Genomic DNA, 25930 nt, shown 5'->3' on the forward strand with positions numbered 1-25930 from the left:
AGATCGCCCTGTATAGACAGGGCGTATTTGTCAACCGCTCTCAGGAAGAGACTCACGGCGACGGCCCGCCATGAGCGATAAATCAAGTTTGATTAAAAACGATAGAGATAACCGACGCTCACCATCGTTTGGCTTGAACTGTCGACTAACGGGCTATCTTTGATGGCGCTGCCGAACCGGGTGGCGCTCGCATCAAGAAACAAGGTGTGACGCCGCGCCAGAGTGTAATCCATGCGCACCCCCGCCTCAACATTGGTGGCAGACTCCCCCTCATAAAAACCGCGGTTTGGACGCGCTTCTGAACGCCTCACGCCATAATAGTAATCAACGAATTTGCTATCCACCCACGCAACGCCCAACCTCGGCGTTATGCCAAAAGCGCCGGAGGAAAAACGCCGCTCCGCCTGCAATTTTGCACGAGAGCCCTTGCTATTGCCGGAAACGTCGCCGAGAACTTCCGCCGAAAGATCGACGATGCCCGTCTTCCACATCATTGCCCCCCCTGCCCATATACTGCCCTTGCGATCATCCATGCCGGCAAGGAACGGGGAGTCGTCCGCATCATAGCCGTCCCCGGCGTATCTGGCCCTCAGGCTCAGGGTAACGGATTCATTGGAAAGGAGTTTTAAGTCCAGCTTTGGAACAGAAGCGCTAATCCATCTGTTTTCGTACGAAAATAGCGGTAAGGGAACAACATCAGTATCAATATCGCGATAAGGCTTCTGAACAACGGCAACGCCCGCGCCTAATGCCCATGTTGAAGATCCATCTCCGTCGGGCTTGGCAGTTTGCGCAGCCGCCATCGGCGCCCAGGACAGCGAAACGGTAAACATCGCCAATGCCGCCGATACGGAACAGCTGGTCAATCTGAAAGAATCGGTGGGGTGCTTCATTGCATAGTCCTTTTTTAACGTAAGTGAGGAAGCTCAAGGGCCGTCAATCTTGAATCGTCCCTGGAGCCAGAAAAACACATCCATCATTCGTGCTGTAGTGACCCGCCCCCTCTTTGTGAACCCGTTCGAGCGAACACTCAACAGGCTGCACCACGCACTTAAGATCAACCTAACATCATGATATTTAGCACAAAAAATACATCAGATCGCTCCGTTACGGGAGGGCATATTCCGCCTAGCCAAAGCGCCTCAGACAGGATGAAATCAATTCACCGGTAACGCACCTTCGTACAGATCGTCACATTGTTATTTACATACAGTATGAGATAGATCAACAATAACGAAACGATACTGTTTCGTTTCATTGTTGTCAATACGCAGCAATCGAGAGGGAAGCTCTAACAGGAAAAAATGCAAAAAATCAACATAACCAATTATTATATATGAAATTAAACTCCTAAATCCTCGTTAGAAAATACTCACTGATAACGTGAACGTATAATACATTACCATGTTGATATTCCAACGAATCAGCTGTTATCCAATTAAAGAAAACTACCGTCAACAAGACAATTTTTCACTCAGTTTAATTATTTTTCTAGAAAAAAATACATTCTAACATCATTAAACAACAGGGAATTGATGACTATCAAAACAGTTAGCCTCGTAATATAGAAGGAGAAGCATTATGAAAAAACACGACAAACCATTTTATTCAATGAGTAGAATACCTGACTGGGTTACAATAAGAGAAGCAGTCAAAATAGCTACTCTATCGACGAATATAAAAATAAAAAAAAGAGATATTTATCGAGATGCCTTATGTGGGAAAATACACCTCTCCATTTATTTTCAGTCTCCTGTTAGGTTAAGAAAAGTAAAAACCTTAAATAACAAAGTAAAATTAAAAAAAGCAGAAAACAAACTTACCCATAGACTTTGCTTGCTTGAAAAAGATTGCTTCATTAATAAAAGAGATTTAATTATCGACACTGAGGGAGAGTACTTTCTTTCTAAAAACAAAATCCTTGACACACCATTAATAGGATACGAATATATTTTAATACAACATTTACTAGCTCAATCGTTGAGTATTCCATCGCCGATGACAGAGAAAAACACAATAAACTACGGTTTTTCCACTATCATTTCAGGAGAAATATTTCAGGTATTTGAAGAAACCACATGGCAAGAAAGGATGAAAAAACAAATAAAACTACTACCTAAAAACATCGCCCCCCAAATTCACGATCGCATTATCTTTCACAACATAAATAAATATTGTCGAAAAGAACACTTTCCGCTCCACGCCCTACCTCTAGATGCCTGTTTCGTTCTCCGCCATACTGAGCTTGAAAAATTAATCCAGATACTGGCGAAAAATAAAACTATATCAACTTCTACAACACGGATATCCACCCCGCTATCGCGCTTGTTCTGGCTCTCCTGCAAGCATAATGAGGCCATCAGTCCATTGGTTAACCAGCCTTACAAGCTGCTGTCCATCTTTGAACAATGGGCATTAGCCGACGGTATAACGGATCGTCTAAGCGGCGAGACACTAAAAACTGCTCTTGAGCGTGGCTCACCATCTTTCCTTGGGGTATCAACATCATCAAGATAAGCATTATTTGACTGAACCCCGTATTAAGGGTTTTCCAATCCTTAATACGGGTTCATTAACTTTATCCCTGCTCCTGTTTGTGTTGTCGTGTCATTTCCGGACATAACCCATTTCTGCCACAGGAGGATACTATGACATCACATCAGCTATTACGACTAAAGCAGGTTGAAGAAAAAACCGGTTTAAAACGCTCGCAAATATATCTGTATATGAAAAGCGGCAACTTTCCTCATTCGGTCAAAATAGGTCCGGCCAGCGTAGCCTGGCTCGAATCTGAAATTGATGAATGGATCAATATTAAATTAGCCAACCGTTAATCATTTTTTCAGAGGAAAAGGATGATGAAAGATAATCAAGGTACCCTTTTATCCGTGAAACTGGACCAACTCAGGGCCTTTGAACTCGATCCCAGAATTATCCGGAATCCCTATTATGAGGAAATCAAGACATCAATTAAAAACCGCGGGCTCGACCATCCTCCGAAAATCACCCAACGACCAGGCGAAAGCCATTATATTGTATTCAATGGCGGGAATACCCGACTGTCTATTCTGAATGAACTCTGGCTGGAGACGCAGGATAAAGTATTCTGGGATATCACCTGCCTGTTCCACAAATGGCTGTCCGGTCCTGTAGAGCGCGGTAATTTACACTGTCTGCTCGGTCATCTGGTCGAGAATGATCTGCGCGGTTCGCTGACATTTATTGAAAAATCCCTGGCCGTACAAAAAGCGGCTGATATTTGCCTGTCGCTCTATGGCGCGATGTCCCAAACAGAATTACTCCAGAAACTTGATCAGGCCGGCTATGCAATCCACCAGTCGGTATACAGCAGAATGACAGCGACGATTAACTATCTCCTGCCTCATATTCCGGATTTGCTGTACAGCGGCCTGCCTAAAACCACCATTGAAAGGTTGTTAATGCTGCGCGCCTGCACATCAAAATTCTGGGATACCCAGTATCAATCTGTCGCTGGCAAACCTGACTTTAATGATGTCTTCGCTATGGCTCTTATCCCCTTTAATGGCCCGCTGGCGGGTTTCTCGTATGACGGTATTCGGGACGAACTAACGGGACTTATCAGCCAGGCGCTGGAGATCGATTACAATGCCGTGGCATTGATCACCGATGCCGGGGCTCAGAAACGCCAAGCGCTATTGGGATCACCAACCCCAACACTCCCTGAGATCAACGAGCAACGCCGTTATCAACCAGAGGTCAGAACGGTCCTCTCAACACCCCGAAATACGGCGGACGAAGTACCGGAACAAAATGACGAACCTTTTTATGATTCTCACGCAAAACCCGGATCCGCCCCTTCTGTCAAGCCCCATGCTGCAGGGAAAGAGGAACAGGAAAGCGAAAGCGGGAATATCACCGATACTGATCCGGCGGAGATATCGCCCCTGGAACGCCCGGAGGCTGGATGGGATATCGAGCCTGTCTTTGACACTACCGAAAATCTGCCATCGCTTGCCGAACAAACGGCATGGGGGCTGGCGGCAAAAGCCGGTCTGGAACATCTGATACAACCCTCGCAGGAAAACGGCTTTGATTTGGCAGAGCCAGACAGCCCGTTGTCGAATGAGGCTCGTACCTACTGGCAACTTCTGTCTTTTCTGGCGCAAAAAATGGGGGGAGCCGCGTCACTGTGGCAGCATTTATTACTGGGCTCCGCGATGACGTCAGCCGGATTTGGCGACGATGTGGTCATAAATATTTTCCAGTTGATCCGTCTGCTGCGCCGCCTGCATGAGAAACAACGGGAGGAGGCATCATCATGATCCCGTCACTGAACTACGCGGTATTGACTGACGTACTGCATGCGCTGAAAGAAGGCAACATTCGCTACTGCGAAGCGCTGGGTTTCACTTACGACGAAATGAACGCCATCAATCAGTTATCCCTAGACGAGCTGTTCATTGTCAGCCGGGCGTCCGCGCAGTTTATGAATGTCACGATCCAACACGAAGTTCTACGCCAGATCCTGGCTCAGTCCCGTCAGGAGGTACTCCTGCAACAACAGATTAACCGGGCCATCTGTCTGGGCGGTTCAATTGAGCTTCTGAACCAGTATTTTGGCCTGTCGTCTAATGAAATCAGCGCCCGACGCCGGTTGCTAGGTATATCTATTTCTCAGGGCCGGACGCAAATCCCGGATGAAGATACCGATGCTGAAATCTGGGTTCGTTGGCAAAAACGACGCCCGGAAAACATCGACTCGCTCAACGCGCTGGACATCATGATGCAAGTTACCGAAGAACTCTCATCACAAGATGAGGGCCCGTCGCTCACCGTGGTCTGGAACCGCATCACGCTTTGCGAAAAAGAAGCATCGGACAGGAGGAAATCACATGCCAGATGAAATCGATCGCGATCAGGAACTCAATGAGCAGCAGTTGGAAAAGCTTATCGAAAAAAACCGTTTCAGACCTGCTGCAACGCCATCATTGTCTTACTGCCGGCTATGCGGTGAACGCATTCCAGACAAACGGCGTGGGACATTGCCCGGCGTAACAACGTGTATTGATTGCCAGGCAAAGCTTGAGCGCCAGCTGCGCTAAGAATAAGACGACCCAAAGGCGGGGAGTTTCTTTCTCTGCGTGTTTTTCTTATCAGTGCAATCGATAGACATAGTTTTTACCGATTAATATCTCACTTTCAAACGGAAACGGTCTAAAAATATTCTGGCAGAATATTTTTAGACCGTTTCCTATCAATAATAAGAAAGTCAAAATTATAGCCTATCAAACCAGCCAGCCCATTTCCTTCATTTTTATAATTGGTTTTGCAATATCACCCTAGAATAAACTGTAACACCCTGTCCGCTCCTTCATTTGCAGGAGCCTCTCATGAACGAAAACGAACAGCAAAGCAGCCGGGATAATTACCGTCTCACCAGCGGCCCGTTACGCAGCGCCATCACCATTGAACTGCACACCCATTTGGCGACCCAGCTGTGGCAGGGGCGCCAGGCAAACCCGGAAGAAGATGTCCACGGCATCATCGGGATGCCGCGTTTCCTTAATATCATGAATATCCTCCGCCTGGATGCCATCACCGACAACCCCTATGCCGATATCTGGATGCTGAGGCTGGAAGAACGGTTACTGTCCGCTCGGGAGGAAATGAACGCATTAATCGGCAGTATGGACGCCGTATTCGCCCAGATCCCGGAAATGATGACCGTTGAAAGCTGCCTCAGTATCCAGCCTGCGCGGTTCCCGGTGTTTGCCGCTTCCCAGTTAGGGTTTATTGCCGTCTATCTGCTGACCGATTTCGACAAGCTGATGCGCAACCTGATGCTGGCGAATCACATGGCGCTGATTAACCGCGTGGAGCTCAACGACATTCGTCAGCGCGGCGGCAACCTGATCCGCAGTATTTTTGTGCTGGCCCAGAAATACCGGCGTATTCCCGTTACCCGGCAGGATATCCGTGACGGCAATGCCCGCGCACAGGCGGCGGAAGAATTAGCCGGTCCCGTGCCGGACGATATCTTTAAGGGCTCCCGACGCTCGGCCTATGCGCCACCGCTCCGGTTTGCCTCAGAGGATAGACCTGAACCTGTGGCTGATATTCCGGCCTCTGCGCCAGATGAACCTTCCGCCGATGGGCCAGACCTTGACGTATCGACGGTTACTGCGACAGAGCCCGGAGACGACGATGACTGATCCAGCCTCCATATACCAGGCGCTGACCCGCGAGGACTGGTTTGCTTACGAAAGCTGTCTAAAAGGCCTTTTAAGGGTAAGGGAGCCGCAATTATCAGCGCAATCTGCGGCAGACGCGGCGGCGACCCTGCACCAGCTACAGACGCGGATCATTCACCGTGCCTGGCGCTGGCCGTTACGAAACTTACCCTTGCTGTTATGCCGTGGGCCAGCCCGCTCTGGTGCAAATTTTCTGCGCTGGCGCAATCAGCAGAACAATCGCTCCGGCACACCGGCATGGCGCGCGCTGCTACAGGACGCCTCACAACCGCCGCAAATCAGGGACGCGCTGCTGGCGATCGAACAGGCTCGGATCCTCTTCAACATGCAGATGTCGATAACCACCTTCTGCTGTGCCAGATCCGTGAATGCTCCCTCAAAATGGCTGACGCCCGTTCAGCCGCGCTATCGGCGTCAGCCTCCCCTGCAACATATCAATACGAGGATAATCAATATGGCCCAACGTGGATTGAATAAAGTCTGCCTGATCGGTTTTCTGGGACAGGATCCGGAGGTGCGTTATACAGCGGATAAGCAGCCAGTCACCGTTTTTTCGATCGCCACCGGGGATATCTGGAAAGACAAGGAAACCGGGGAAACCAAAGAACGCACCCAATGGCACCGGATTGTAGTGTACAACAAACTGGCGGAAATCGCGGCAAAACACCTGAAAAAAGGAACGCAGGTGTATCTGGAAGGACGGTTACAAGTCAGAAAATGGCAGGACAACCTGGGCGCGGAGCGGCTGTCCACCGAGGTGGTTATCGATATTAACGGCACGCTGCACATGCTGAGCAGTAAACCTGATACAGACAAAGAACCGGGATCCTCTCCTGAAACGGAAAATAACGAGTAACTCGCTCTGGTGACGCCCTGACGGGCGTCATTCTTTTTTTACCGTATTGAATTGATACGAGACCGTGCCGGTTCGCAGCGGTTAATTAACCGATCTCATTCGTCTCCATGAGGTCACCTACATGCAATCACATAAAAATTTTCCAACAGATTCAGTCCGGCATGTTATCAGCTTATCGGGCGGCAAAGATTCGCTGGCATTGTGGTTATTGGCTCGCGAACAGGGCATAAACGCGACCGTCGTTTTTGCCGATACGGGTCATGAACATCCTTATACTTATGACTATCTCTCTGTGCTGGAGCAAAAATTGGGCGTCGTGATGCGCGTCAGGGCTGATTTTCGGCAACGTATCATCAACAAGCGCCATTATATTCAGCAAATCTGGCCGCAAAAGCTGGTTGAAAAATATCATTTTACGCCGCAGGAAGCGGAACAACGTATTCACTATGCCCTGGCAGAAATGTATCCGCGTCATATTCCCTTCCTTGATTTATGTATTCTGAAAGGCCGCTTTCCCAGCACCTGCGCCCGGTTTTGCACATTTGAACTGAAGCATCGCCCCATTGACGAGCAAATAATCACCCCATTGCTGGCCCGGTATGACGATGTGATTAGCTGGCAAGGCGTGCGCGCCCAGGAATCCGCATTCCGCGCCAGACTGCCAGAACTGGAACAGGATGTGGGCAATAAAATGGGCTTGCACGTCTATCGTCCTTTACTGCACTGGACGCATGAGGACGTATTTTCGTTGGCAAGACGTCACGGCATTCCGCCGAATCCGCTCTACCAACTGGGGTGCGCACGAGTGGGCTGCATGCCCTGTATCCATGCTCGAAAAAAAGAATTGGGCGTGATTTTCCGCCGTTTTCCGGAACAGATCGAACGCGTAGCGCAGTGGGAGCGGATTGTCGCAGCCTGCTCCACGCGCGGCAACTCGACCTTTTTCCCTTCCACCCGCGATCCGGGAAAAGCGGAAAAAGATACCTATAAAATCAGCCTCGACAGCCACGGTATCCAGACATACCGCGGCTGGGCGTTTTCAAAACACGGCGGAAAGCTGTTTGATGATATTGCCGCATTAAATGATGGTAAACCCTGCCACAGTATTTACACCGGGATCTGCGAATAAGTGAATAATTTACGCCTGCCTGAATAGGGTTTCTTCTGTCGATTTTTCTGCTTCGCCGGTTTAATTTCCCGGCAACATCGCCTTATGGCGCCCGGTAACGCGAACTGGAAGTTACCCGTAGCAATACGATGTTCATCCCCTACGCCTGATGCAACTGAAAACAGGCGGTGCAATTAATTTGCATCGTTGCCGTAAACACACTCCATTTAATTTATGAAGGAAATCACCATGAAAAGAAGCGTCATTTTTAAATCAGAAACACTCAGCCCGGTTATTCAGGAGGCCAGAAAAAACAAATGCCGTATTATTCTGGTAAAAGATCATGGTCTTTATATGATGGCTGAAAAAGGCGAGAGAGACACAGGCACAGGAAGACAAAAAACATTGTGCTATGCAGAGGGATTTAATCCCGACATACAGGAATTTGACCAATGGTACGATGAATTAAACGCTATCTGCGGCGGAGATGACTTCGGAGAATTTATTGATATAAACAGCTCCGTATTCTCAGCCGTGACAGATAACCGAAGTCATCTTGTCGTGACGTTCACCGACACGCAATTTGAGTTAAAAGCACGTAAAAAATGATATACGACATCCCTCTGTCAACACAACGGCAGAGGGAACTTCATACTGTTTAATTCTCCCCTGTACGCCTGATGCGGTTTAAACAGGCGCTCCCCTTATTTGGCTTACCGTCACAAACACATTCCATCTTATTCATAAGGAATTCTTCATGAAAGAAAACATCATCTTCAAATCTGAAACGCTTATTCCCGTCATTCAGGATGCAATAAAATATAACTGTTCAGTCCTTCTGGTAAAAGATCAGGGACTTTATATGATGCCAATACGCGGGATTACACTGTGTTATGCCGAAGGATTCAGCCCTGACAGGCAGGAGTCCGATGAATGGCGTGAGCGCTTAAATACGCTATGCGGCGAAAATGATCGCGTCGAAGAGATATCCGCACAGCACAGCGCATTACAGTCCGCCATTAATGACCGCAGCGATATTGCAGTCTCTTTTTCTGATAAAGAAATCGCCATCACCGCATTAAAATAATTAAAAGTTCATTGCCTCGCTATTATTCAGCGAGGCTTTTTTATGCGGCATTTAATTTTTCATTTCGAAAAACAGTTTTTTCTTCCCGAATAATCTCTGCCGTTGTTTACTGTGCCTGCTTTACCCATCCCTGCGATGGCCCGTACAGCAGAGCTGCAAGCTGTCCACCTCTGGTGATGCTCGCCTGATGCTCAATACGACTGAAAATGAGCAATATGCCTGCAAGCATATCGTCGTCATCCTTCACTCATATCCTTACCCCCGCCGGGAGACAACTCCCCAGCGGGGCTGTCTCCCATATCTATATTTATGGAGACAGACCATGACCACCGAAAACAAATATTTTGATCTGCATACCCGAGGCATTGGCTATGTCAACCGTCTGCGCACCGTGACGCCCAAACGCGGTGATCCGTTTATGGCATGCACCATTGCCGCCCTGCGCGGTACGAAGGACTCCCCTGAATACAGTTATATTGACGTTCGAGTCTATAACGAAAAAGCCGCCTCCCTGCTGGGAAGTTGCCAGGATGCGCTGAGTAAAAAACAGAAGGTGCTTATCGCTTTTACTGTCGGCGATATTTACCCTGAAGTTTTCACCTACCAGTCAGGCGCGAAAAGCGGCCAGTCAGGCTGCTCGATTAAAGGCCGTCTGATCAAAATCACCACCATCAAGATTGACGGCTTTGAAGTCTACCGGGAAAACGCTGAAGAAAGCCAACCCGCCGCCGCCTGATCCCTTCACCAACCCTATCGGGAGAATAACGTTTTATTCTCCCCATTAACCACTATCAGGACTGACTATGAACAACACCTCAACCGCCCCGGTGATGGTTGCCGGGAAACTGGTGGTCAGAACCATTCACGGGCGAAACGGCGATTTTAACGTTGGCCTGCTGGAAACCGCCATCGGCAGCTTTTCCGTTAAAAACCGCGAACTGGAGCAATATACCGCCGGTATTTATGAAGGCCAGTTTGTGATCGGCAAAATTTACCTGCATTCATGGAGCTACGGCGCAAACTCCGGTTTTGAAATGCGCGTTCGCCTTGATGCCATGAATATTGCCACCGATGAGGCGCTGACGCCCGGCGACGAACAGAAACTCACTCCGCCAGTTAACGATCCGCTGGATGAAGAAGAGCCTGCGCAGTCGCCGCAACCGGAAACGCCCGCGGGAAAAGCAATCGAACCGACGCCAGCAGAAAACACCGCCGCCAGACGCCCGCAATTCGTGGTGCCGACGTCGGCGGAGCAGGAAGACGATGACCAGAAACTGTTTGGCCCGCTCTGGCCGCTGGGCGACATCGTTAAACTCGATGCCACCGCCCCCCGGCAGGTGCTGCGCCAGCAGAAGGCTCGGCTGTCCCGGCTCGGCTACGATTTCAGGGCTCAGGAGCAGCATTTTATTAAAACGGCTGTTCCCGCAGAAGAAACCACGTCGTAATTTCCGCATTATCTCACCCACTGTCGGGTTTTCCCGACTGGGGAAAACCCTGTTAACAACCGAAAGGAGGGTTTTCCCATGGCATCTCTGCTACGACTTAACGAATGTCCCCACATCATGGCTGACGCTTACGTCTGCGACGAACGGCGTTCACTGGCGTTCCTGTCCGTCTGGGGACGCGATACCGCGATTCAGGAACTGCTGGCGCGGATGACGCTCAAAAATGAAGAGGCGTTGACGCAGTTGACGCTGACCGATGTCGCCCTTCATGAACATACGCTGTTTCCCGGCAATACCGATAATCTGGACAAGCGGACGTCACGACACGGCCAGACACGCTTCGGCACGCTGGTGCATCTCTGGTTATTCGATAAACGCTGCCGGATCCCCGACAGAGCTAACCATCAGGCCATTTTATTGACCGCCAAAGACGATCCTCTGTGGCGCCAGCGCGCCTGGGCGCTGCTTCGGGAAACCTGCTCAGTGCCGCTCCTGGACCACTGGCAGACTATCGTGCTGGACATCCTGCAAACCTCACAGATGCTCGCCCCGCTGCCCGGCGGCTATGGCGGCCTGTCCGGCTGGCGGTTGTCCGTCGATATCCCCCTGTTGACTGAACTGATGAGTCAGGCCATTTCACGAGGGGAACTGCGGACTTCATCCGACTCGCCTTTATCATCCGCCCCGCCTCTCGCGGCCTGATGACGCCACGAGCGTACCTTCCCTGCCGGGTACGCTCCTTATCAACATGTCACTTATCACAAGGAAACCCTCTATGGCGCTTATGTTCCCCCGCCTGGCGCGCAATTTTGTGCGCAACGGCTACTTCCCCACCGACGAGGCCACGCTGGAGCGTATTCTCACCGCGCTGACGCCGGATAGTCCCACCGGTACGCTCCGGTTGCTGGATCCCTGCGCCGGCGAAGGCGTCGCCATTACGGAGATCGCCTGCCATCTGGACGAAGAGCGTGTCCAGGCCTGTACCGTGGAATACGATGCAGAGCGTGCCGCGCACTGCGCCACCCTGGCCGATCTGTCACTGCACGGCGATCTGATGGACACGGTTATCTCTCAACAGGCCCTTTCGCTGTTGTTTCTTAACCCACCCTACGGCGATCTGGTCAATGGGAAACAGGAAACCGACCACAAAGGCCGCGCCCGGCTGGAAAAGCTGTTTTATCAGCGCACCCTGGGCAATCTGCAATATGGCGGCATTCTGGTGCTGATAATCCCGTACTACACGCTCGATCGCGAATTCGCGGGCTGGCTGGCAAACAGCTTTACGGATGTGCGGCTATTTTCCGCCGCCACGGATCAGTTTAAGCAGGTGGTGATTTTTGGCCGCCGGATCCGCCAGCATCAGCAACATACCAATGCCGTAAAGCAACTCCAGCGACGTCTGCTGCGTGTCGGGCAAGGTGAGGAGACCGCACCGGCGCTGCCCGATGCCTGGTCAGTACCCTACCGCGTCCCCACCGTCCGACAGACACTGAAACATTTTTACCGCGTCACGCTCGAACCCGTTCAACTCGAAGAGGAAATGAGCCAACTGAAAGGGCTATGGCCTGCGTTCTCCACCGAGCTTTGCCTCCAGCCACAGCCACTACGACCACCGGCAAAACAACTTTCCCGCTGGCATCTCGCACTGGCGCTGGCCGCGGGCGCGATCACCGGCGTGATCACCTCGCCATCGGGCCGCACCCTGGTTGTTCGCGGCGACACCTACAAAGTGAAAGACCGTAAAACCGAATTCACTGAAAACGACGAGGGTGAGATTACCGAGACCATCACGATGACGGATCGTTTCATTCCGGCTATTTCCGCCTGGGATATGACGCCGGGATCAGAAACGTTCGGACAACTGATCGCCATTCGTTAACCCGCCACCATTAATACGTTTAAGGAACTTCATCATGACACATCGATTACTGAGCCTTCCGGCTTTCACGCACAAAACCGTCTTTCCCTGCGGCAACGCTCTGCTCAATGACGATAAAAACGCACTGAGTACGGAAAACCTGCAAAGGCTGCTTCGCCGTCATACGTCAGGCGACTGGGGCGACGTTCCCCGAAAATTACGCCTGACCAATCACTATGCGCTGGAATATGACAACAGCCTGCTGTCCTGTTATTTCCACCCGTTTAATGGCATCCGCATGGTGGTCATCAATACCTGCGCCGATCGCAGCGAGACCGTGATTTCCGTTCACCCCTGAGTTTTATCACTTCACTCACTCTGACGGGACAGCGTTCCCGACGGGGAATGGTCTGTCCCGTTTTTTATGGCCTACCTCCCTGTAGGCCACCCTGCGGGCCGCCGCAAGCGGCGTTAAAAACATTCCCGATGTTTTTTATTTCAAGGAACATGACCATGACCGAGACCTCTCCCTCAACGACTTCGCCCGTTGTTTTTCCACTGAACCAGTTTATCGACGAATTCGGCGACAGCCTGCTGGCATCGCTGAACCAGTCCCTTCCCCCCGTTTATGACGGCACGCCCGATCTGAAAAGGCAGGCCGTCATGGACGCGCTGAAACGCCGCCCGTTCCCGGCACAGGCCGATACCGTACAGGCGGTGGTAAAACTGCTGGTCGATCGCAACGAACATGCCGCCATCATCAATGGCGAAATGGGTTGCGGGAAGACGCTGCTAGCCATAGCCACGGCGGCGGTGCTGTACCGCGAAGGCTACCGCCGCACGCTGGTGCTCTCGCCGCCGCATCTGGTTTACAAGTGGCGGCGGGAAATACTGGAGACCATTGAAAATGCCCGTATCTGGGTGCTCAACGGCCCGGATACGCTCATCAAGCTGATGTTGCTGCGCGAACAGCTTCACGTTCCCGCTACCGGCCCGGAGTTTTTTATATTGGGCCGGGTACGGATGCGCATGGGCTACCACTGGAAACCCGCCTGCGCGGTACGGCGCCGGCAGGGCATCCCCTTAGGCGTTTGCCCCGACTGCGGTCAGCGCATTACCGATACGGACGGCAACTGGCTTGCAGTAAACCACCTGCAACAGGAAGAAAAACCCCGCAAATGCTCGCACTGCCAGACGCCGCTGTGGACGCTGATGCGCCCGAATGCCCTGCCTGATGATTTACAGTCTCAGATGGTGAATAAGGCGTTGAAACGCATCCCGACCATTGGCGATGCGACGGCCAGAAAACTGAAAAATGCCTTTGGCGACGCGTTTCTGGCGTCCATGCTCGGCGATAACCTCTACGAGTTCATCAACCTGATGGACAACAGCGGCGAACTGGTGTTTTCCGACCGGCAGGCTCAGCGTATGGAGCGTGCGATGGCCAATGTTGAATTCGGCTTCGGCGAAGGAAATTACCAGGCCAGTGAATACATCAAGCGCCATTTACCGAAAAACACGTTCGACCTGATGGTGGTGGACGAAGGGCATGAGTACAAGGGCGCAAGTTCGGCACAGGGACAGGCGATGGGCGTTCTGGCCAGTCACGTCAGAAAAATCCTGCTGCTGACCGGCACGCTGATGGGGGGATATGCGGACGACATTTTTTATCTGTTGTTTCGCATATTGACCCGGAGGATGCTGGAAGAAGGCTATCGCCCCGGCCGCAACGGCAGCCTGACCGCCGCCGGCATGCGGTTTATGCACGATCACGGCGTGTTAAAGGAGGTTCTCTCCGAAAACAACCGTGAGGCGCATAAAACCGCCAGAGGGAAAAAAACCGCTGTCCGGGTATCCAAGGCGCCGGGATTCGGCCCAAAAGGCGTGCTGCGTTGCCTGCTGCCCTATACCGTTTTTCTGAAACTGAGTGATTTGGGCCGCGACGTGCTGCCGCCTTATCATGAAGAATTCCGGGAAGTGGCGATGACGGAGACGCAAAGCGATGCTTACACGAAACTGTCCGTCTCGCTGACGACGATGCTGCGTCAGGCGCTGGCAAAGCGGGATACCACCCTGCTGGGCGTGGTGCTCAATGTGCTGCTGGCCTGGCCGGAGTGTTGCTTCCGCCCGGAAGTAGTGAAACATCCGCGTACCCGCGACACGCTGGCATTCGTACCCGCGCTGTTCGATGCCACGGAGGCGACGCCCAAAGAGCAGGCACTGATTGCTCTTTGTCTGGCGGAGAAAGCCGCAGGCCGTAAGGTACTGGCGTACTCCACCTACAGCGGCACCCGCGATACCACCTCGCGGCTGAAAGCCCTGCTGACGCAAGCCGGGCTAAAAGTCGCCGTGTTGCGCGCCACCGTCAGCCCGGAGCAACGGGAGGACTGGGTCGCTGAACAGGTAGACAAGGGCATCGACGTGCTGGTATCGAACCCGGAGCTGGTAAAAACCGGGCTCGACCTGTTGGAGTTTCCCACCATCGTGTTTATGCAGACCGGATTTAACGTCTATACCCTGCTTCAGGCGGCGCGCCGCTCATGGCGCATCGGGCAGAAACGGGCGGTAAAAGTGATTTATCTCGGCTATGCCGCGACGTCGCAAATCGCCTGTCTCGACCTGATGGCACGAAAAATCGCCGTAGCGCAAAGCACCGCGGGCGATGTGCCGGAGTCCGGCCTGGATATTCTCAACGCTGACGGTGATTCGGTTGAAATTGCTTTAGCTAAACAACTGGTTGCCTGATACTCACACTAACCCTGCCATTCCGGCAGGGTTCTTTTTTTCTCTTTTATACATGCGTCGAAATCAGTGATTACGTTTTATTGTTGGTCTCCGCCATTTTCTGATAGGCGAGATCTGTACCTTTAGGCAACGTTTTGCTGATCTCCCTGTAGTGCAGTAATCGCTCGCGCAAATTGGCTCTGTATTGCTCGGGTTGTTCCGCTTCGACCAGTGCCGGGATGACAGGCAAATTCAACCGCTCTTTGTATGCGACGCCGCTCGCAGCAAGATCGACATTAATTTTGTCGCGCGCCTCAGCAGATAAATCCCCCGAGATTGAAATTATTGCTCATAGGGTGTCCCCCTTTGCTGGAAGTTTGCTGAGCTTATTATGACCTTCTGCTGTCGAGAAATCTCTCCAACATGATTGATAACACCCTATCTATTTGTCTGCCAGAGCCGGGAACCATTGCCTGTTGATGACGCTAAACTCGCGCAGACCGTTCCCGGCATTTTTCATCTCTATCCCAAACTGAGTTTCCCCTGTAGCGCACATCCTGTCGTTATTACTCTGACACGACTTTCCTTCCCGTAATACATGGGTTCCCCGCCCGTTCGGGCATCATCCCCTGATGCCCGCTTTTTTTCAGGAGCGACGATGAAATTGTTTTTATGTGAAAAACCGTCCCAGGGCCGTGATATCGCCCGTATCCTCGGCGCGACGCAAAAAGGTAATGGCTGCCTCACCGGCAAAAATATTGCCGTCACCTGAGGATTTGGTCATCTGCTGGAGATGGAGCCACCCGAACGTTATGATGCAAATATAAAAAACGGGCGCTTGAAGATTTACCAGTCATTCCGGCTCAGTGGAAACTGGCGGTGAAAGCAGATGCAAAAAAAACAGTTTACCGTCATCCAGAAACTCCTGAAGAAATCCTCATCCATGGTTATCGCCACCGACGCCGACCGAGAAGGGGAAATGATCGCCCGCGAGATACTGGATGCAAGTCAGTGATCTTGCCCAGTAACGGTGGACATCGCCTTAAGCGAGGTTTCTTTTCAAATTGCACCGGGCTTAGCACGCCGTTGGCGGCTATATCGCCGATGCCGGTTGTCATCAATCTTAATATAGTCGAATACCGTCGATTTCATCTTCTCCCGCGTGTTGAACTGTTCCCCCGTGGATAGCGTCCACTTTCAGACTATGGAAAAAACTTTCCGCACAGGCGTTGTCATAGCCGCCCCCCTTAGCACTCATGCTGCATGTCAGACCATTATCATTCATAACTTCCTGATAGTCATGGGAACAGTACTGGGTACACTATCACTCCGCGCAGCATCTCCCACAGCCACAGCGCCATTTTCAGCACATAACACACCAGTTCCGCTTTCATCAGTTCCGACATCGCTCCCCAATCACCCGCTGTGAATACAGGTCGATAACCACCGCCAGATACAGCCAGCCTTCCGCCGTCCACAGGTTGCGGCATGGAAAGCTGGTAACTGAGCGACCATAGCGTATCTCAGCAGCTTTCCCGCGCCAGGAACACCGCCACTTTTTTCAGGATAGGTTTATCCTCTTCCAGTTCGGAAATTTTGGCTTATAAGACGGCGAATTCCTCGTTTCTGTTCGGATAGGTGGGGCGAATTAGAAAAAGCAACATCCTTCTGATCCTGATAACGTTTTTTTCCAGTCAATGGGATGGACTACCTCCTCCCCCATTGCGGTTAACTGTACGAAATACGTTCAGCAGGAGAGTTACCATGAATATCATATTTCCGGGTATTGATCTGGCTAAAAATGTCTTTCAGCTCTACGGGTTAAACCAGGTCGGTAAGCCGGTTTATTCAAACCGTATCGGCCGAAAAGAATTACTCCAGACGGTGGCTAATATTCCGGTCTGTTTGATTGCCATTGAAGCATCCACAGGGGCATTTTACTGGCAGCGAGAGTTTGAAAAACTGGGGCATAAAGTAAAGGTCATCAACCCTTCATATGTAAAACCCTTTATCCGTGGGCAAAAAATGACGGTAATGAAACACGGGCCATAGCAGTGTCTCTGATGCATCCAACGATGCAGAAAATGGACTCAGTACAAGAATACGCAGAACAATTGCAGAACTCTATGATCTCTTTAACTATATTGGGCGTCATATAAACTTTTTTAATAAAGAAATCGATGCTGTATTCAGGCAATCAGATGCCTGTCAGCGCATTGCCAAAGTTAAAGGTATTGGTCCTAAAACGGCCAAGGCTGTTGTTGCCGCGATTGGCAAAGGAACTGAATTTAAAAATGGTCGTCACTTTGCCGCATGGCTTTGTCTGGTTCCTCGACAGCACTCAAGTGGCGACAGGCAAGTGCTAATGAATATGACTAAAAAAGACGACAAGCATTTACGGACACTTTTTATTCATGGCGCCATGGGTTGCCAAGAATAACAATGATGGCTATCAGCATCAGTGGGTAAAGGAACGGCGAGGGTTTAATAAAACGACAGTGGCACTAGCTAACAAGAACGCGAGAATAATCTGGTCGATGCTGAGAAATGATACCGAATATCAAGCAGCCGGAAGTTAATACCCAGCCAGAAAAGTTGCTGCGTACTGATAAATGGTGACAGGTTGCACCTGCACAATCGGAACCTGATTTTTACACTGGCCTTAGAGGCCGTCCAGTTGTTGAGGAGATTGTGTGCGGATTACCCATTTGGGCACAGGCTTTCCTTATGCCGGATAGATGTAAGCAACAACCCAAAACTAGATTCAGTACTTGCAAAACGGAGATAGTCCATAGATGTAGAATGTGTTCTCTTTGATATCGAACTCCTGTACCATGCGCGCAACGGATTTACCGCTTTCGAACAGTAATGCCACGACGCTGCACTTGAAATCCGGGGTATATTGTTGTCTTGCCATAGTGACCTCGCTTTCGTTAATTGATTTGAAAACAAGATGGGTGCTAAATCAAGGATAGATCACACCGAGGTGTGCGCCGCAACGCCGCCATCGATGAATTGATGAGTCCCGCCCAGCCTCCCGGTTATGCGCCCCCACGGCGTATCTATACCGAAGTAGGCCTCGGACACCTGGTCATGGCGAATTTCGCACCATGAAGAAAACGTACATTCCCCCGTCAACCATCTGACCAGGCTTGGCTTTCTATCCTGACAGGAAGACGCCGCCAAATATATACGACGGAATTGGCCACGATGCTGGTATGATTCCGGTAGGAAAGCCGATATTTTTGTCGAACTGGAGAGCGAACAAGATGAAACCACGATTTATTGTTATTGCTTGCGTGTTCTGCCTGACGATGTCGCTGTCTGCCTGTACCCAGAGGCAAGCCCAGTCACCTGCCCCGACGGAGTTAACGCAAAGCAGTCAAAGAAACCTGGCTCAGGAAGAACAAAACCGGGCGCTGGTGATTGAGTTTTATACCGCCGTTTTAATCAACCACAATGTGGATCTGGCGTATCAATATCTGAGCGAAGATTACATCCAGCATAATCCGTTCATCGCGACAGGCCGGGAAGCGCTTATAACCACGCTCCGGGACTATTTTGCAAGTTATCCGAATGCTGAAAGCCACATCATTCGCACCTCGACCGACGGCGATCTGGTCTATCTGCATGTTTTCGCTAAAAACGATCCGCAAGATACTGGAAATGCTGTTGTCGATATCCTGCGCGTTGACAACGGGAAGATTGTAGAACATTGGGACGTAGTGCAGCCCGTGCCGCAAACCAGTGCCAACCAGAACGGCATGTTTTAATGTACGGACAAGCGTTATTGTCTCCTCGGAAATAGCGCTGGATAATCATTTTAAATAATCGCGCAGTATATTATTCAACGCTGGAAATTGCGGAAAACCATCGCACACAATTAAGTGTGCCGCATAAGATAAAGCTGTATAGCTCTGTATTGAGATGAAATCGTTCAGTTCGGGATATGTTTCAATCTGTTCCGCAAATCCGGACACCATAATCTTAATCATTTGCTCTTGCAGAACTAATATTTCATATTTTTATTATAATCATAAGTATCTTTTTATTTGAATGAATGATAATGTCACCAATCTGTCTTTCTGGCTACACAGAGATCCTCAAAAAAACTCAAAATGTCACTATTAATTTCTTGTAAGGAATATTTGCATATAGAGCCATCGACATTTATGAACATGAGCAGCAATCAAAAAAAACATAGTAACAAGAAAACACAGAGAACCTGACGTCAGGTATTATGAGCGTTTTTTTATATTTTTGATAGGCTACATCGTCACTCAAACCGTTATTTATTAGCTGGTTATAGACTCATCAATAACGTTTTTATTTTCTGCGATCTATCTCTAAAAACCCCGCTTGCTACTGCTAACAGAAAGCAGTATCTTTTAAGCGCATCTGCAAAATCAGGTGCCGGGATTGGTCTCCCGAATTGTTACAGGCGGTATATGACGCGCCTTGCGTCTTTTTTTATACCGTAAATCCAGCACAACTATTGAATTATGGTGGGCTGGGCGGGGGCATCGAAAGATGCGCCGGTTCCTGTAACGCCGGTAAGACCAACTCCGTCCAGTCCACCACCCACAAGATTGGTCTCTTCGGTGGTGGGTTTATTACCCGTTACAGGAGGCTGCCAATATGGCTACAATCCTCACCCAGACTCACCCGTTACTTACCGTTCCTTTCAGCGCCGCCACGGATTTCACCGTACTGGCAGACCGCTGCGAAAAGCTCGCAGAGACTCAGGCAGAAAGCTACGATCCGGCGCTAAAAATGGCACTGTGCGGAAGGCTCGCCGCCGCGCTTGCGCTGTTAAAACCGGGCCTGCGCGATCCTATTCCGCCTCACCTGATAGACTGTCTGACCGTTGATACCTTGCCCACAAACTCTCCTCGTTTTGCCCCTGATGCGGATACGCTTTGCGATTACTGTTTTACCCTGACTCAGCTTCTGCTTTGCCGGATGTTTCCGCCACAAGCGGAAGAACAATTGTGTTGGCTCCTGGCAGAACTGGTTGATTACTTTGCCGCTGAATTGAAAGCTCCGCGCTGGATACGCACTGCTGACGGCGTGAAATGCATTGATGAGGTGACCGCATGAACCAACAGGACTGGCATCCCGCCGATATTATTGCGGCGCTGAAAAAGCGCGGAACGTCGATGGCAGCGGTTTCGCGTAACGCAGGGTTGGCCTCTTCCACGCTGGCGAATGCGTTGACAAAACACTGGCCCAAAGGGGAAAGGCTGATTGCTGAAGCGCTGGGCGTCGCGCCTGAGCAAATCTGGCCTTCTCGCTACCATTGATGTTCCACCGGCGCAGATCCGATACGGGTTCTGCGCCGTTTCCTGTTTATCAGATTGCCAAAAATCGACCAATAATCCTTTAAAAGGGAAAAACAGTTTTCTCTTATCTGCACCTTGTGCTGAGCAGTAATATCCCACCGGCACAAAATGCTTCATGACCTGAGAGAAGCGCCTGATGTATCAGGATGGTCGCCTTTTTACCGGCATCAACCTTTGAAAATGCCGGACCGCATTGCGGTTAAGGTCATTCTCTACTCTGCTTCACCTTCCCGCTGTTTTTGAGGCCTGCGCCGCAAAGCGAAGACGCATTTACACAACATGTAATGATGACTGGAATACGCCTTTAGTTTCCCGGTAAAGAGGAATGCATTTCGCCTTGGGCGACTTCAGTCTCTTCATTATCGCTTTGTACCTATATAGGCTTTACGCTATATTAATAAGGAGGTCCTGTGTGGACGATTAAAACAACGGACATATTTGACGGCTGGTTCAGTTCACTCAGTACCATCGATCGAACCAACGTGCTGGCGTCGCTTATCGTTCTGCGGCAAAAAGGGCCGGGTTTGCCCAGACCTTATGCCGATACGATTAAAGGCTCTCGCTACAGCAACATGAAAGAACTACGCGTTCAGAGCCGGGGCGATCCGATACGGGTGTTTTTCGCCTTCGATCCTTACCTAACCGGCATTCTGCTTTGCGGCGGTAACAAGGTCGGCAATGAAAAACGTTTTTATGACCAGATGATCCCGGTTGCTGACCGGGAATTCACGAATTATCTGAAGACATTAGATGATAAGGAGTAACGCGATGGGCAGAACGCTCGAACAGCTTCTTGCGGATGAAAAACCGGAAGTCGTGGCCGACGCTCAGGCGATGTCGGCGGACATCCTGCTCAACATCCACCTTGCCGAACTGCGTGAGATAGTGCAAAAAACACAGGTTGAAATGGCGCAGGCTCTGGGCATCAGGCAGCCTACCGTTGCCGGTATGGAAAAACCGGGCCGCGACCTGAAACTGTCCACGCTTAAACGTTACGTTGAGGCGACCGGCGGCAAACTGCGCCTTGATGTTGAACTGCCGGATGGTTCTCACTACGGATTTGTACTGTAAATACTGACGCTCCCTGAACCGGAGCGTCAGCTCCCTTATAACGGGCTGCGGCCTGCATTGACGTAGGCTTTGCTGTCGCGTGACCGCAATCCTGCACCAAAATTTCAATTTTCACTCACTGCGCCAGTCCAGTGCGTCACTTTAACCGCGCCGAGCGGGAAAGTGACGCACCAGCGCCATGTTACTGCACCAGACAATTCAACTGCGCCAACGCACGGCGGGATTCTGACACCGTGATTCAACCCACTTTCACTCACAGGAGAACTTGAACCGATACCGGAGGGGGATCAGGACGATCCGGGGGATAACCAGCTAACGCTGGCGGCTGCTCAGAGAGCACAACCGAAGCCCCGCAACACCTCAACGGCTGCCGCCCCGGCGCTCAGGTATCGTTCGCAGCCCCGACGAATATCAGGGGCTATCGGCCTACGCGCCGGGGAAAAGTTGTATCAGATTTTGGAGTTGCGGCAATCATGAAAAGGGGAAAGAGAAAATGGGCATTCTGGAGCAGGAAATGAAAACGCTGGCGCGGCAGGCGGGCGGCAGTCATAAAACCGTCCACGATCGCATGGCGCTGGCGCAGCGATTTTGTGAGCGCTTGCTGGAACAGAATGTACAGATCCGCCGGGTGGAGCAACTGAAAGCCCGACATATTGAGAATTACGTTCGGGAACGACTGGAGCAGGGCATAAAGAAACGCAGCCTGCAAAACGAAATGGCGGCGCTCCGCTGTCTGCTGAAGCAAGCCGGGCGTGATCGATTAGCCACCAGTGAACGGCTGTCCAATAAATCTCTCGGCTTATCCGGCGCATCCCGTAACGGCACCCGGCAGGCCATTACTGCGGAGCATTACCGGCAGGCGCTGGAAACCGCTCGTGAAAAAAACACCGGGATGGCAGCGGCGCTGGAGCTTTCAAGGTTGATGGGATTGCGCTCTCAGGAAGCAGTGCAGTGTGCGCAATCGCTCAGGACGTGGAAACAGGCGCTGGAGCGCGGCGAAACCCGGCTTACCGTGGTGTTCGGCACTAAAGGCGGACGGCCTCGCGAAACGGTAATTCTGGATGCTGGCGCAGTCAGAAAAGCGCTGGAAAATGCGCTGGCTGTGGCAGAGAGCCGCAACGGCAAGCTGATTGACAGGCCCGACCTGAAAACTGCGATGAAATACTGGCACGGTCAGGCGTCGCGTATCGGCTTGACCGGCGCATATTCCCCGCATTCATTGCGCTACGCCTGGGCGCAGGATGCCATTCGTCATTATCTGGCGCAGGGATTCAGTGAAAAAGAGGCGCTGGCGCTGACGGCGATGGATTTGGGCCACGGCGACGGGCGCGGGCGTTATGTGGCGCAGGTTTATGGGTGTTGAAACGATGGATGATTCTTGTCTCTGGTGCAACCTTGCGTTTTCCCGACGGATGGCAACTGGTGCAGTTAGCCGGAATATCGGGTTCTGGCGCAGTGTCGTGTCGGCAGAAAACCATCCTATGGTGCAGATTTTTTATCGTCGCTATGACGATAAGTTTTCCTTTAAAAAACTTCCCGTATTGATAGGTAACGACCTAAAAATATTCTGCCGGAATAATTTTAGACGTTTCCCGATTAATCGTTGAAAATACGAAGGTAAAACCTTTCAGAAAGCAAAGAAGCAGATCCCGTTCGTCAGGATCTGCTCCTGTCAGAGAATTAACCGCCAGGCTGTACCCGCGGCCTTATGCTGTCGCGCAAAAATATACGGCGCGACATATCCTTCGCGGCTGATGTCCAGATAATCCGACCACCACAGCATCATTTCCATGTGAGCTTCCTCATATGCGGATCGGTATGATTGGTAAGATCATATCCGGGAATTTATTACACTTATATTTCCAGGCAAACACCTGTCAGCGCCCTTAACGGGCGCTTTCCATATTTATCGCGCCGGCAGTCTGAATTTCTAGTACCTCTTTTCTCTGCATGGTCTCATCATGCAACTTCATATCCTTATCGAAGAGAGGAGTCATGACGGAAAAGAAAACTGAACACCCCCTGCGGTGTGGGCAATGTCAGCGCCTGCTGGCCTTTGCAGGTCCATTCTCCAGCCTTCATATCAAGTGTCCGCGTTGTAAAACCATCAATCACTTCACCCACAGCCACTGAGCTGCCTAACCGAATGCCATGAGCATCCCAGCCATACGGAGGGGAACAGTGACATTAAACAATACATTAACGTACGGATCTGTCTGTAGTGGCATTGAAGCTGTCAGTGTTGCATGGCAGAACCTGCACTTCAGACCACTCTGGTTTAGTGAAATAGCGCCTTTTCCTTCTGCAGTATTAGCTTATCGCTGGCCCGGCATCCTTAATCACGGCGACATGACGCTGCTCGCCGACAGGATCGCGAGTGGTGATATTCCCGCCCCGGATATTCTGGTTGGAGGCACACCCTGCCAGTCTTTCAGCGTGGCCGGCATGAGACGGGGTCTGGCCGATCCGCGTGGACAACTTACTCTGGCGTATATCCGGCTGGCTGACGCCATTGATGTTAAACGAGAGGAGAACAATAAACATGCCGCACTCATCCTGTGGGAAAATGTTCCCGGAGTCCTCAGTGACGCCACCAACGCCTTTGGGCATTTCCTTGCCGGACTGGCTGGCACGGATATACCATTCAGACCCGGTCTCCCACCCACGCCGCAAAAATCTTCGGCATTCTGGCGCTGGTCGAAAAAATACCGTCGGCATATTCCCAAATGGCCCCGCGCAGGTTGTGTGTATGGCGCCCACAGGGCCATTGCATGGCGAGTGCTCGATGCCCAACATTTCGGACTCGCCCAGCGCCGCAAGCGTTTGTTTGTTATCGCAAGTGCTGGAGAACACGTCGATCCCGCCGAAATATTGTTTGAGTTACCGAGCGTGCGCAGGGATCCTGCGCCGGGCAGATGCGTCCGGACGACGATTACCCCAACCTCTGCGGCAGGTACTGACGAGAAATGCATGTCCGCGATCGTCTATAACAAACAGCGATTAGGTGAATACAAAGCCAGCCCTATCAGCAGCACCTGTAATGCCTGCGATTATAAAGATGCGCATGATCTGGTTGTCTTTCCGGCGACCTGTATTGCCAGCAATATTATTCATCGTACCCCAAAAAATAGCGGGCATCATACGGGCCTCTCGGCTGAATTGTGCTACCCCCTGTATAATACGTCGCATACCCTGCATGCCGTCATCAGTGAATATGCGGTTCGCCGCCTGATGCCTGTGGAGTATGAACGTTTGCAGGGCTTTCCCGATCAGTACACGCGTATTCCCTGGAGGGGGAAAACGACGCAGGACTGTCCAGATTCTCCGCGTTATAAAGCGCTGGGCAATTCAATGCCGGTTCCGGTTATAAAATGGCTGGGAGCACGGATCAGTAATTATCTGTCAGCATCTCTTTAATAATAAGCCGCCTGCCGAAAGCAGGCAGTTTTCTTATTTAACCGAATGTGAGTTTTTTATTCAGCGTTGTTCCCGGAATAGATTCACTACGCCGGCAGTCTGCTGTCGCTGACAGCGTCCCTATCTCTGCTATTTCCTCCAAGCAGAGAGCGCAAACCGGAAATCCTCTTTTCATTATCCCTGCGGGAGCCCCCATGACCGACACCAACATCCAGAACCTGACCCAGTGCCTGTACAATATTGAAATGCAGGCGGTACAGACCATGCTGGTCACCGCGCTGCAACATGGCTTCCAGCTTGATGATCTCATTCGTTTGGCCCAAAAATACCAGACCAACGCAGCCGTAATGGAGTGCCATAACAATGGCTGCAGGGTAAATTACGCCACGCCCGAAGGTTATTTCACACAACATTTCGGTGCAGATCTCCAGCAGGCGGCAAATTTCGCCGAACAATTTGATACATGGTGGTATAAGTGAAATAGCCGTCATGACTTCGACAACATAAACACCTGAGGAGCAACGATGGAAAAATCATGTGGCAGCGATACCACGATCAACATCAATAGCATAGAGGAAGTTGCTGTACGTCATGCTCAACTGCGCAGCTGCGCCGGCATAGTGATTATTGAAAGCTGGATGCCTGACGATATTATTGGAAAGCTAATTCCCCGTTCTCTTAAAACAGCAACCGGCGCATCCATTATGCGTTGAATACTTCGCTGCGCAAAATCAATCCTGAATTCGTATATCCCGTAATGTAACCCCATTACGTCTTAACGGACGTCAT

The 25930-nt window shown here is 51.0% G+C and carries 31 protein-coding genes and 3 pseudogenes; 29 read left to right on the forward strand and 5 right to left on the reverse strand.

Going from position 1 to position 25930, the window contains the following annotated elements:
- Positions 1–92: 92 nt before the first annotated feature.
- A complete protein-coding gene (locus ABRZ26_RS11595) occupies positions 93–893 on the reverse strand; it encodes a MipA/OmpV family protein (protein ID WP_150437331.1) in 801 nt (266 codons plus the stop codon).
- 688 nt (positions 894–1581) lie between these two features.
- Between ABRZ26_RS11595 and ABRZ26_RS11600 the strand changes: the two genes are divergently transcribed.
- From ABRZ26_RS11600 to ABRZ26_RS11645, 10 genes are all read left to right on the forward strand, one after another.
- Entirely contained in the window at positions 1582–2517 is a 936-nt protein-coding gene (locus ABRZ26_RS11600; protein WP_319604374.1) for a hypothetical protein, read from the forward strand.
- Between the two features lie 131 nt (positions 2518–2648).
- A complete protein-coding gene (locus ABRZ26_RS11605; RefSeq protein WP_150437329.1) occupies positions 2649–2834 on the forward strand; it encodes an AlpA family transcriptional regulator in 186 nt (61 codons plus the stop codon).
- Between the two features lie 21 nt (positions 2835–2855).
- Positions 2856–4304, forward strand: a complete 1449-nt coding sequence (locus ABRZ26_RS11610) for a ParB family protein (RefSeq protein ID WP_150437328.1) — start codon at positions 2856–2858, stop codon at positions 4302–4304.
- A complete protein-coding gene (locus ABRZ26_RS11615; protein WP_150437327.1) occupies positions 4301–4885 on the forward strand; it encodes a DUF2857 domain-containing protein in 585 nt (194 codons plus the stop codon). Before ABRZ26_RS11610 ends, ABRZ26_RS11615 begins: the two co-directional genes overlap by 4 nt.
- The gene (locus tag ABRZ26_RS11620; RefSeq protein ID WP_150437326.1) at positions 4875–5084 is read left to right on the forward strand and encodes a TraR/DksA family transcriptional regulator; all 210 of its coding nucleotides are present in this window, start codon (positions 4875–4877) and stop codon (positions 5082–5084) included. Before ABRZ26_RS11615 ends, ABRZ26_RS11620 begins: the two co-directional genes overlap by 11 nt.
- A gap of 288 nt (positions 5085–5372) precedes the next feature.
- Positions 5373–6194, forward strand: a complete 822-nt coding sequence (locus ABRZ26_RS11625; protein WP_150437325.1) for a PFL_4669 family integrating conjugative element protein — start codon at positions 5373–5375, stop codon at positions 6192–6194.
- Positions 6187–7089 carry a single-stranded DNA-binding protein gene (ssb, locus tag ABRZ26_RS11630; protein ID WP_191091674.1) on the forward strand — a complete coding sequence of 301 codons (903 nt, stop codon included), beginning with the start codon at positions 6187–6189 and terminating at the stop codon, positions 7087–7089. The genes ABRZ26_RS11625 and ssb overlap by 8 nt, the downstream gene beginning before the upstream one ends.
- A gap of 121 nt (positions 7090–7210) precedes the next feature.
- Positions 7211–8218: a phosphoadenosine phosphosulfate reductase domain-containing protein gene (locus tag ABRZ26_RS11635; protein ID WP_172290879.1), complete on the forward strand. Its 1008-nt coding sequence runs from the start codon at positions 7211–7213 to the stop codon at positions 8216–8218.
- Between the two features lie 228 nt (positions 8219–8446).
- Entirely contained in the window at positions 8447–8806 is a 360-nt protein-coding gene (locus ABRZ26_RS11640) for a DUF3085 domain-containing protein (protein ID WP_172290878.1), read from the forward strand.
- Positions 8807–8954: 148 nt separating this feature from the next.
- Complete coding sequence (locus tag ABRZ26_RS11645; RefSeq protein WP_150437321.1) at positions 8955–9284, forward strand: DUF3085 domain-containing protein; 330 nt, start codon at positions 8955–8957, stop codon at positions 9282–9284.
- 106 nt (positions 9285–9390) lie between these two features.
- Here ABRZ26_RS11645 and ABRZ26_RS11650 read toward each other — a convergent pair whose 3' ends face one another.
- Positions 9391–9513: a hypothetical protein gene (locus tag ABRZ26_RS11650; RefSeq protein WP_255556162.1), complete on the reverse strand. Its 123-nt coding sequence runs from the start codon at positions 9511–9513 to the stop codon at positions 9391–9393.
- Between the two features lie 93 nt (positions 9514–9606).
- On the opposite strand from ABRZ26_RS11650, the gene ABRZ26_RS11655 reads away from it, so the two are divergent.
- From ABRZ26_RS11655 to ABRZ26_RS11680, 6 genes are all read left to right on the forward strand, one after another.
- Positions 9607–10020, forward strand: coding sequence for a DUF3577 domain-containing protein (locus tag ABRZ26_RS11655; protein WP_172290877.1), 414 nt, complete (start codon positions 9607–9609; stop codon positions 10018–10020).
- 67 nt (positions 10021–10087) lie between these two features.
- On the forward strand, positions 10088–10729 hold the full coding sequence (locus tag ABRZ26_RS11660) for a DUF3275 family protein (protein ID WP_150437319.1): 642 nt from the start codon (positions 10088–10090) through the stop codon (positions 10727–10729).
- Positions 10730–10807: 78 nt separating this feature from the next.
- A complete protein-coding gene (locus ABRZ26_RS11665) occupies positions 10808–11431 on the forward strand; it encodes a hypothetical protein (protein WP_150437318.1) in 624 nt (207 codons plus the stop codon).
- A gap of 73 nt (positions 11432–11504) precedes the next feature.
- Positions 11505–12608, forward strand: coding sequence for a DUF6094 domain-containing protein (locus ABRZ26_RS11670; protein WP_319604375.1), 1104 nt, complete (start codon positions 11505–11507; stop codon positions 12606–12608).
- A gap of 34 nt (positions 12609–12642) precedes the next feature.
- Positions 12643–12945 carry a hypothetical protein gene (locus ABRZ26_RS11675; protein ID WP_172290875.1) on the forward strand — a complete coding sequence of 101 codons (303 nt, stop codon included), beginning with the start codon at positions 12643–12645 and terminating at the stop codon, positions 12943–12945.
- A gap of 155 nt (positions 12946–13100) precedes the next feature.
- The gene (locus ABRZ26_RS11680; RefSeq protein ID WP_442878849.1) at positions 13101–15332 is read left to right on the forward strand and encodes a DEAD/DEAH box helicase family protein; all 2232 of its coding nucleotides are present in this window, start codon (positions 13101–13103) and stop codon (positions 15330–15332) included.
- Between the two features lie 70 nt (positions 15333–15402).
- Here the strand turns inward: ABRZ26_RS11680 and ABRZ26_RS11685 are convergent, their stop codons facing one another.
- Positions 15403–15657, reverse strand: coding sequence for a DNA polymerase III subunit theta (locus tag ABRZ26_RS11685; RefSeq protein ID WP_370541769.1), 255 nt, complete (start codon positions 15655–15657; stop codon positions 15403–15405).
- Between the two features lie 543 nt (positions 15658–16200).
- Here ABRZ26_RS11685 and ABRZ26_RS11690 point away from each other — a divergent pair.
- Entirely contained in the window at positions 16201–16326 is a 126-nt protein-coding gene (locus ABRZ26_RS11690; protein ID WP_223881673.1) for a toprim domain-containing protein, read from the forward strand.
- A 37-nt stretch (positions 16327–16363) separates the two neighbouring features.
- Here ABRZ26_RS11690 and ABRZ26_RS11695 read toward each other — a convergent pair.
- Positions 16364–16791: pseudogene (locus tag ABRZ26_RS11695) on the reverse strand (IS3 family transposase); the annotation flags it as partial.
- Positions 16792–17075: 284 nt separating this feature from the next.
- Between ABRZ26_RS11695 and ABRZ26_RS11700 the strand changes: the two are divergent.
- Positions 17076–17890: pseudogene (locus tag ABRZ26_RS11700) on the forward strand (IS110 family RNA-guided transposase).
- Positions 17891–18075: 185 nt separating this feature from the next.
- Here the strand turns inward: ABRZ26_RS11700 and ABRZ26_RS11705 are convergent.
- A complete protein-coding gene (locus ABRZ26_RS11705) occupies positions 18076–18228 on the reverse strand; it encodes a transposase (protein ID WP_172290873.1) in 153 nt (50 codons plus the stop codon).
- Positions 18229–18580: 352 nt separating this feature from the next.
- Between ABRZ26_RS11705 and ABRZ26_RS11710 the strand changes: the two genes are divergently transcribed.
- The 11 genes and pseudogenes from ABRZ26_RS11710 (at position 18581) to ABRZ26_RS11760 (ending at position 25854) form a co-directional block, all read left to right on the forward strand.
- Positions 18581–19084 carry a nuclear transport factor 2 family protein gene (locus tag ABRZ26_RS11710; protein ID WP_150437313.1) on the forward strand — a complete coding sequence of 168 codons (504 nt, stop codon included), beginning with the start codon at positions 18581–18583 and terminating at the stop codon, positions 19082–19084.
- An 865-nt stretch (positions 19085–19949) separates the two neighbouring features.
- Positions 19950–20411 (forward strand): hypothetical protein, encoded by a 462-nt coding sequence (locus ABRZ26_RS11715; RefSeq protein ID WP_172290872.1) that lies wholly within the window; start codon positions 19950–19952, stop codon positions 20409–20411.
- Complete coding sequence (locus tag ABRZ26_RS11720; protein ID WP_094107104.1) at positions 20408–20614, forward strand: helix-turn-helix domain-containing protein; 207 nt, start codon at positions 20408–20410, stop codon at positions 20612–20614. Before ABRZ26_RS11715 ends, ABRZ26_RS11720 begins: the two co-directional genes overlap by 4 nt.
- Before the next feature lie 449 nt (positions 20615–21063).
- Positions 21064–21417 carry a type II toxin-antitoxin system RelE/ParE family toxin gene (locus ABRZ26_RS11725; protein WP_150437311.1) on the forward strand — a complete coding sequence of 118 codons (354 nt, stop codon included), beginning with the start codon at positions 21064–21066 and terminating at the stop codon, positions 21415–21417.
- A 4-nt stretch (positions 21418–21421) separates the two neighbouring features.
- Positions 21422–21724 (forward strand): transcriptional regulator ProR, encoded by a 303-nt coding sequence (gene proR, locus ABRZ26_RS11730; RefSeq protein ID WP_150437310.1) that lies wholly within the window; start codon positions 21422–21424, stop codon positions 21722–21724.
- Between the two features lie 493 nt (positions 21725–22217).
- A complete protein-coding gene (locus tag ABRZ26_RS11735; RefSeq protein WP_150437309.1) occupies positions 22218–23087 on the forward strand; it encodes an integrase domain-containing protein in 870 nt (289 codons plus the stop codon).
- Positions 23077–23331 carry a hypothetical protein gene (locus tag ABRZ26_RS11740; RefSeq protein WP_150437308.1) on the forward strand — a complete coding sequence of 85 codons (255 nt, stop codon included), beginning with the start codon at positions 23077–23079 and terminating at the stop codon, positions 23329–23331. Before ABRZ26_RS11735 ends, ABRZ26_RS11740 begins: the two co-directional genes overlap by 11 nt.
- A gap of 388 nt (positions 23332–23719) precedes the next feature.
- Positions 23720–23857, forward strand: coding sequence for a zinc finger domain-containing protein (locus tag ABRZ26_RS11745; RefSeq protein ID WP_150437307.1), 138 nt, complete (start codon positions 23720–23722; stop codon positions 23855–23857).
- An 18-nt stretch (positions 23858–23875) separates the two neighbouring features.
- Positions 23876–25114 (forward strand): annotated as a pseudogene (locus ABRZ26_RS11750) (DNA cytosine methyltransferase); the annotation flags it as partial.
- Between the two features lie 221 nt (positions 25115–25335).
- Complete coding sequence (locus ABRZ26_RS11755; RefSeq protein ID WP_150437305.1) at positions 25336–25620, forward strand: hypothetical protein; 285 nt, start codon at positions 25336–25338, stop codon at positions 25618–25620.
- A 45-nt stretch (positions 25621–25665) separates the two neighbouring features.
- On the forward strand, positions 25666–25854 hold the full coding sequence (locus ABRZ26_RS11760; protein ID WP_150437304.1) for a hypothetical protein: 189 nt from the start codon (positions 25666–25668) through the stop codon (positions 25852–25854).
- The last annotated feature ends 76 nt before the right edge of the window (positions 25855–25930 follow it).

The sequence above is a fragment of the Brenneria sp. L4-2C genome, from assembly GCF_040240335.1.
GTDB lineage: Bacteria > Pseudomonadota > Gammaproteobacteria > Enterobacterales > Enterobacteriaceae > Brenneria.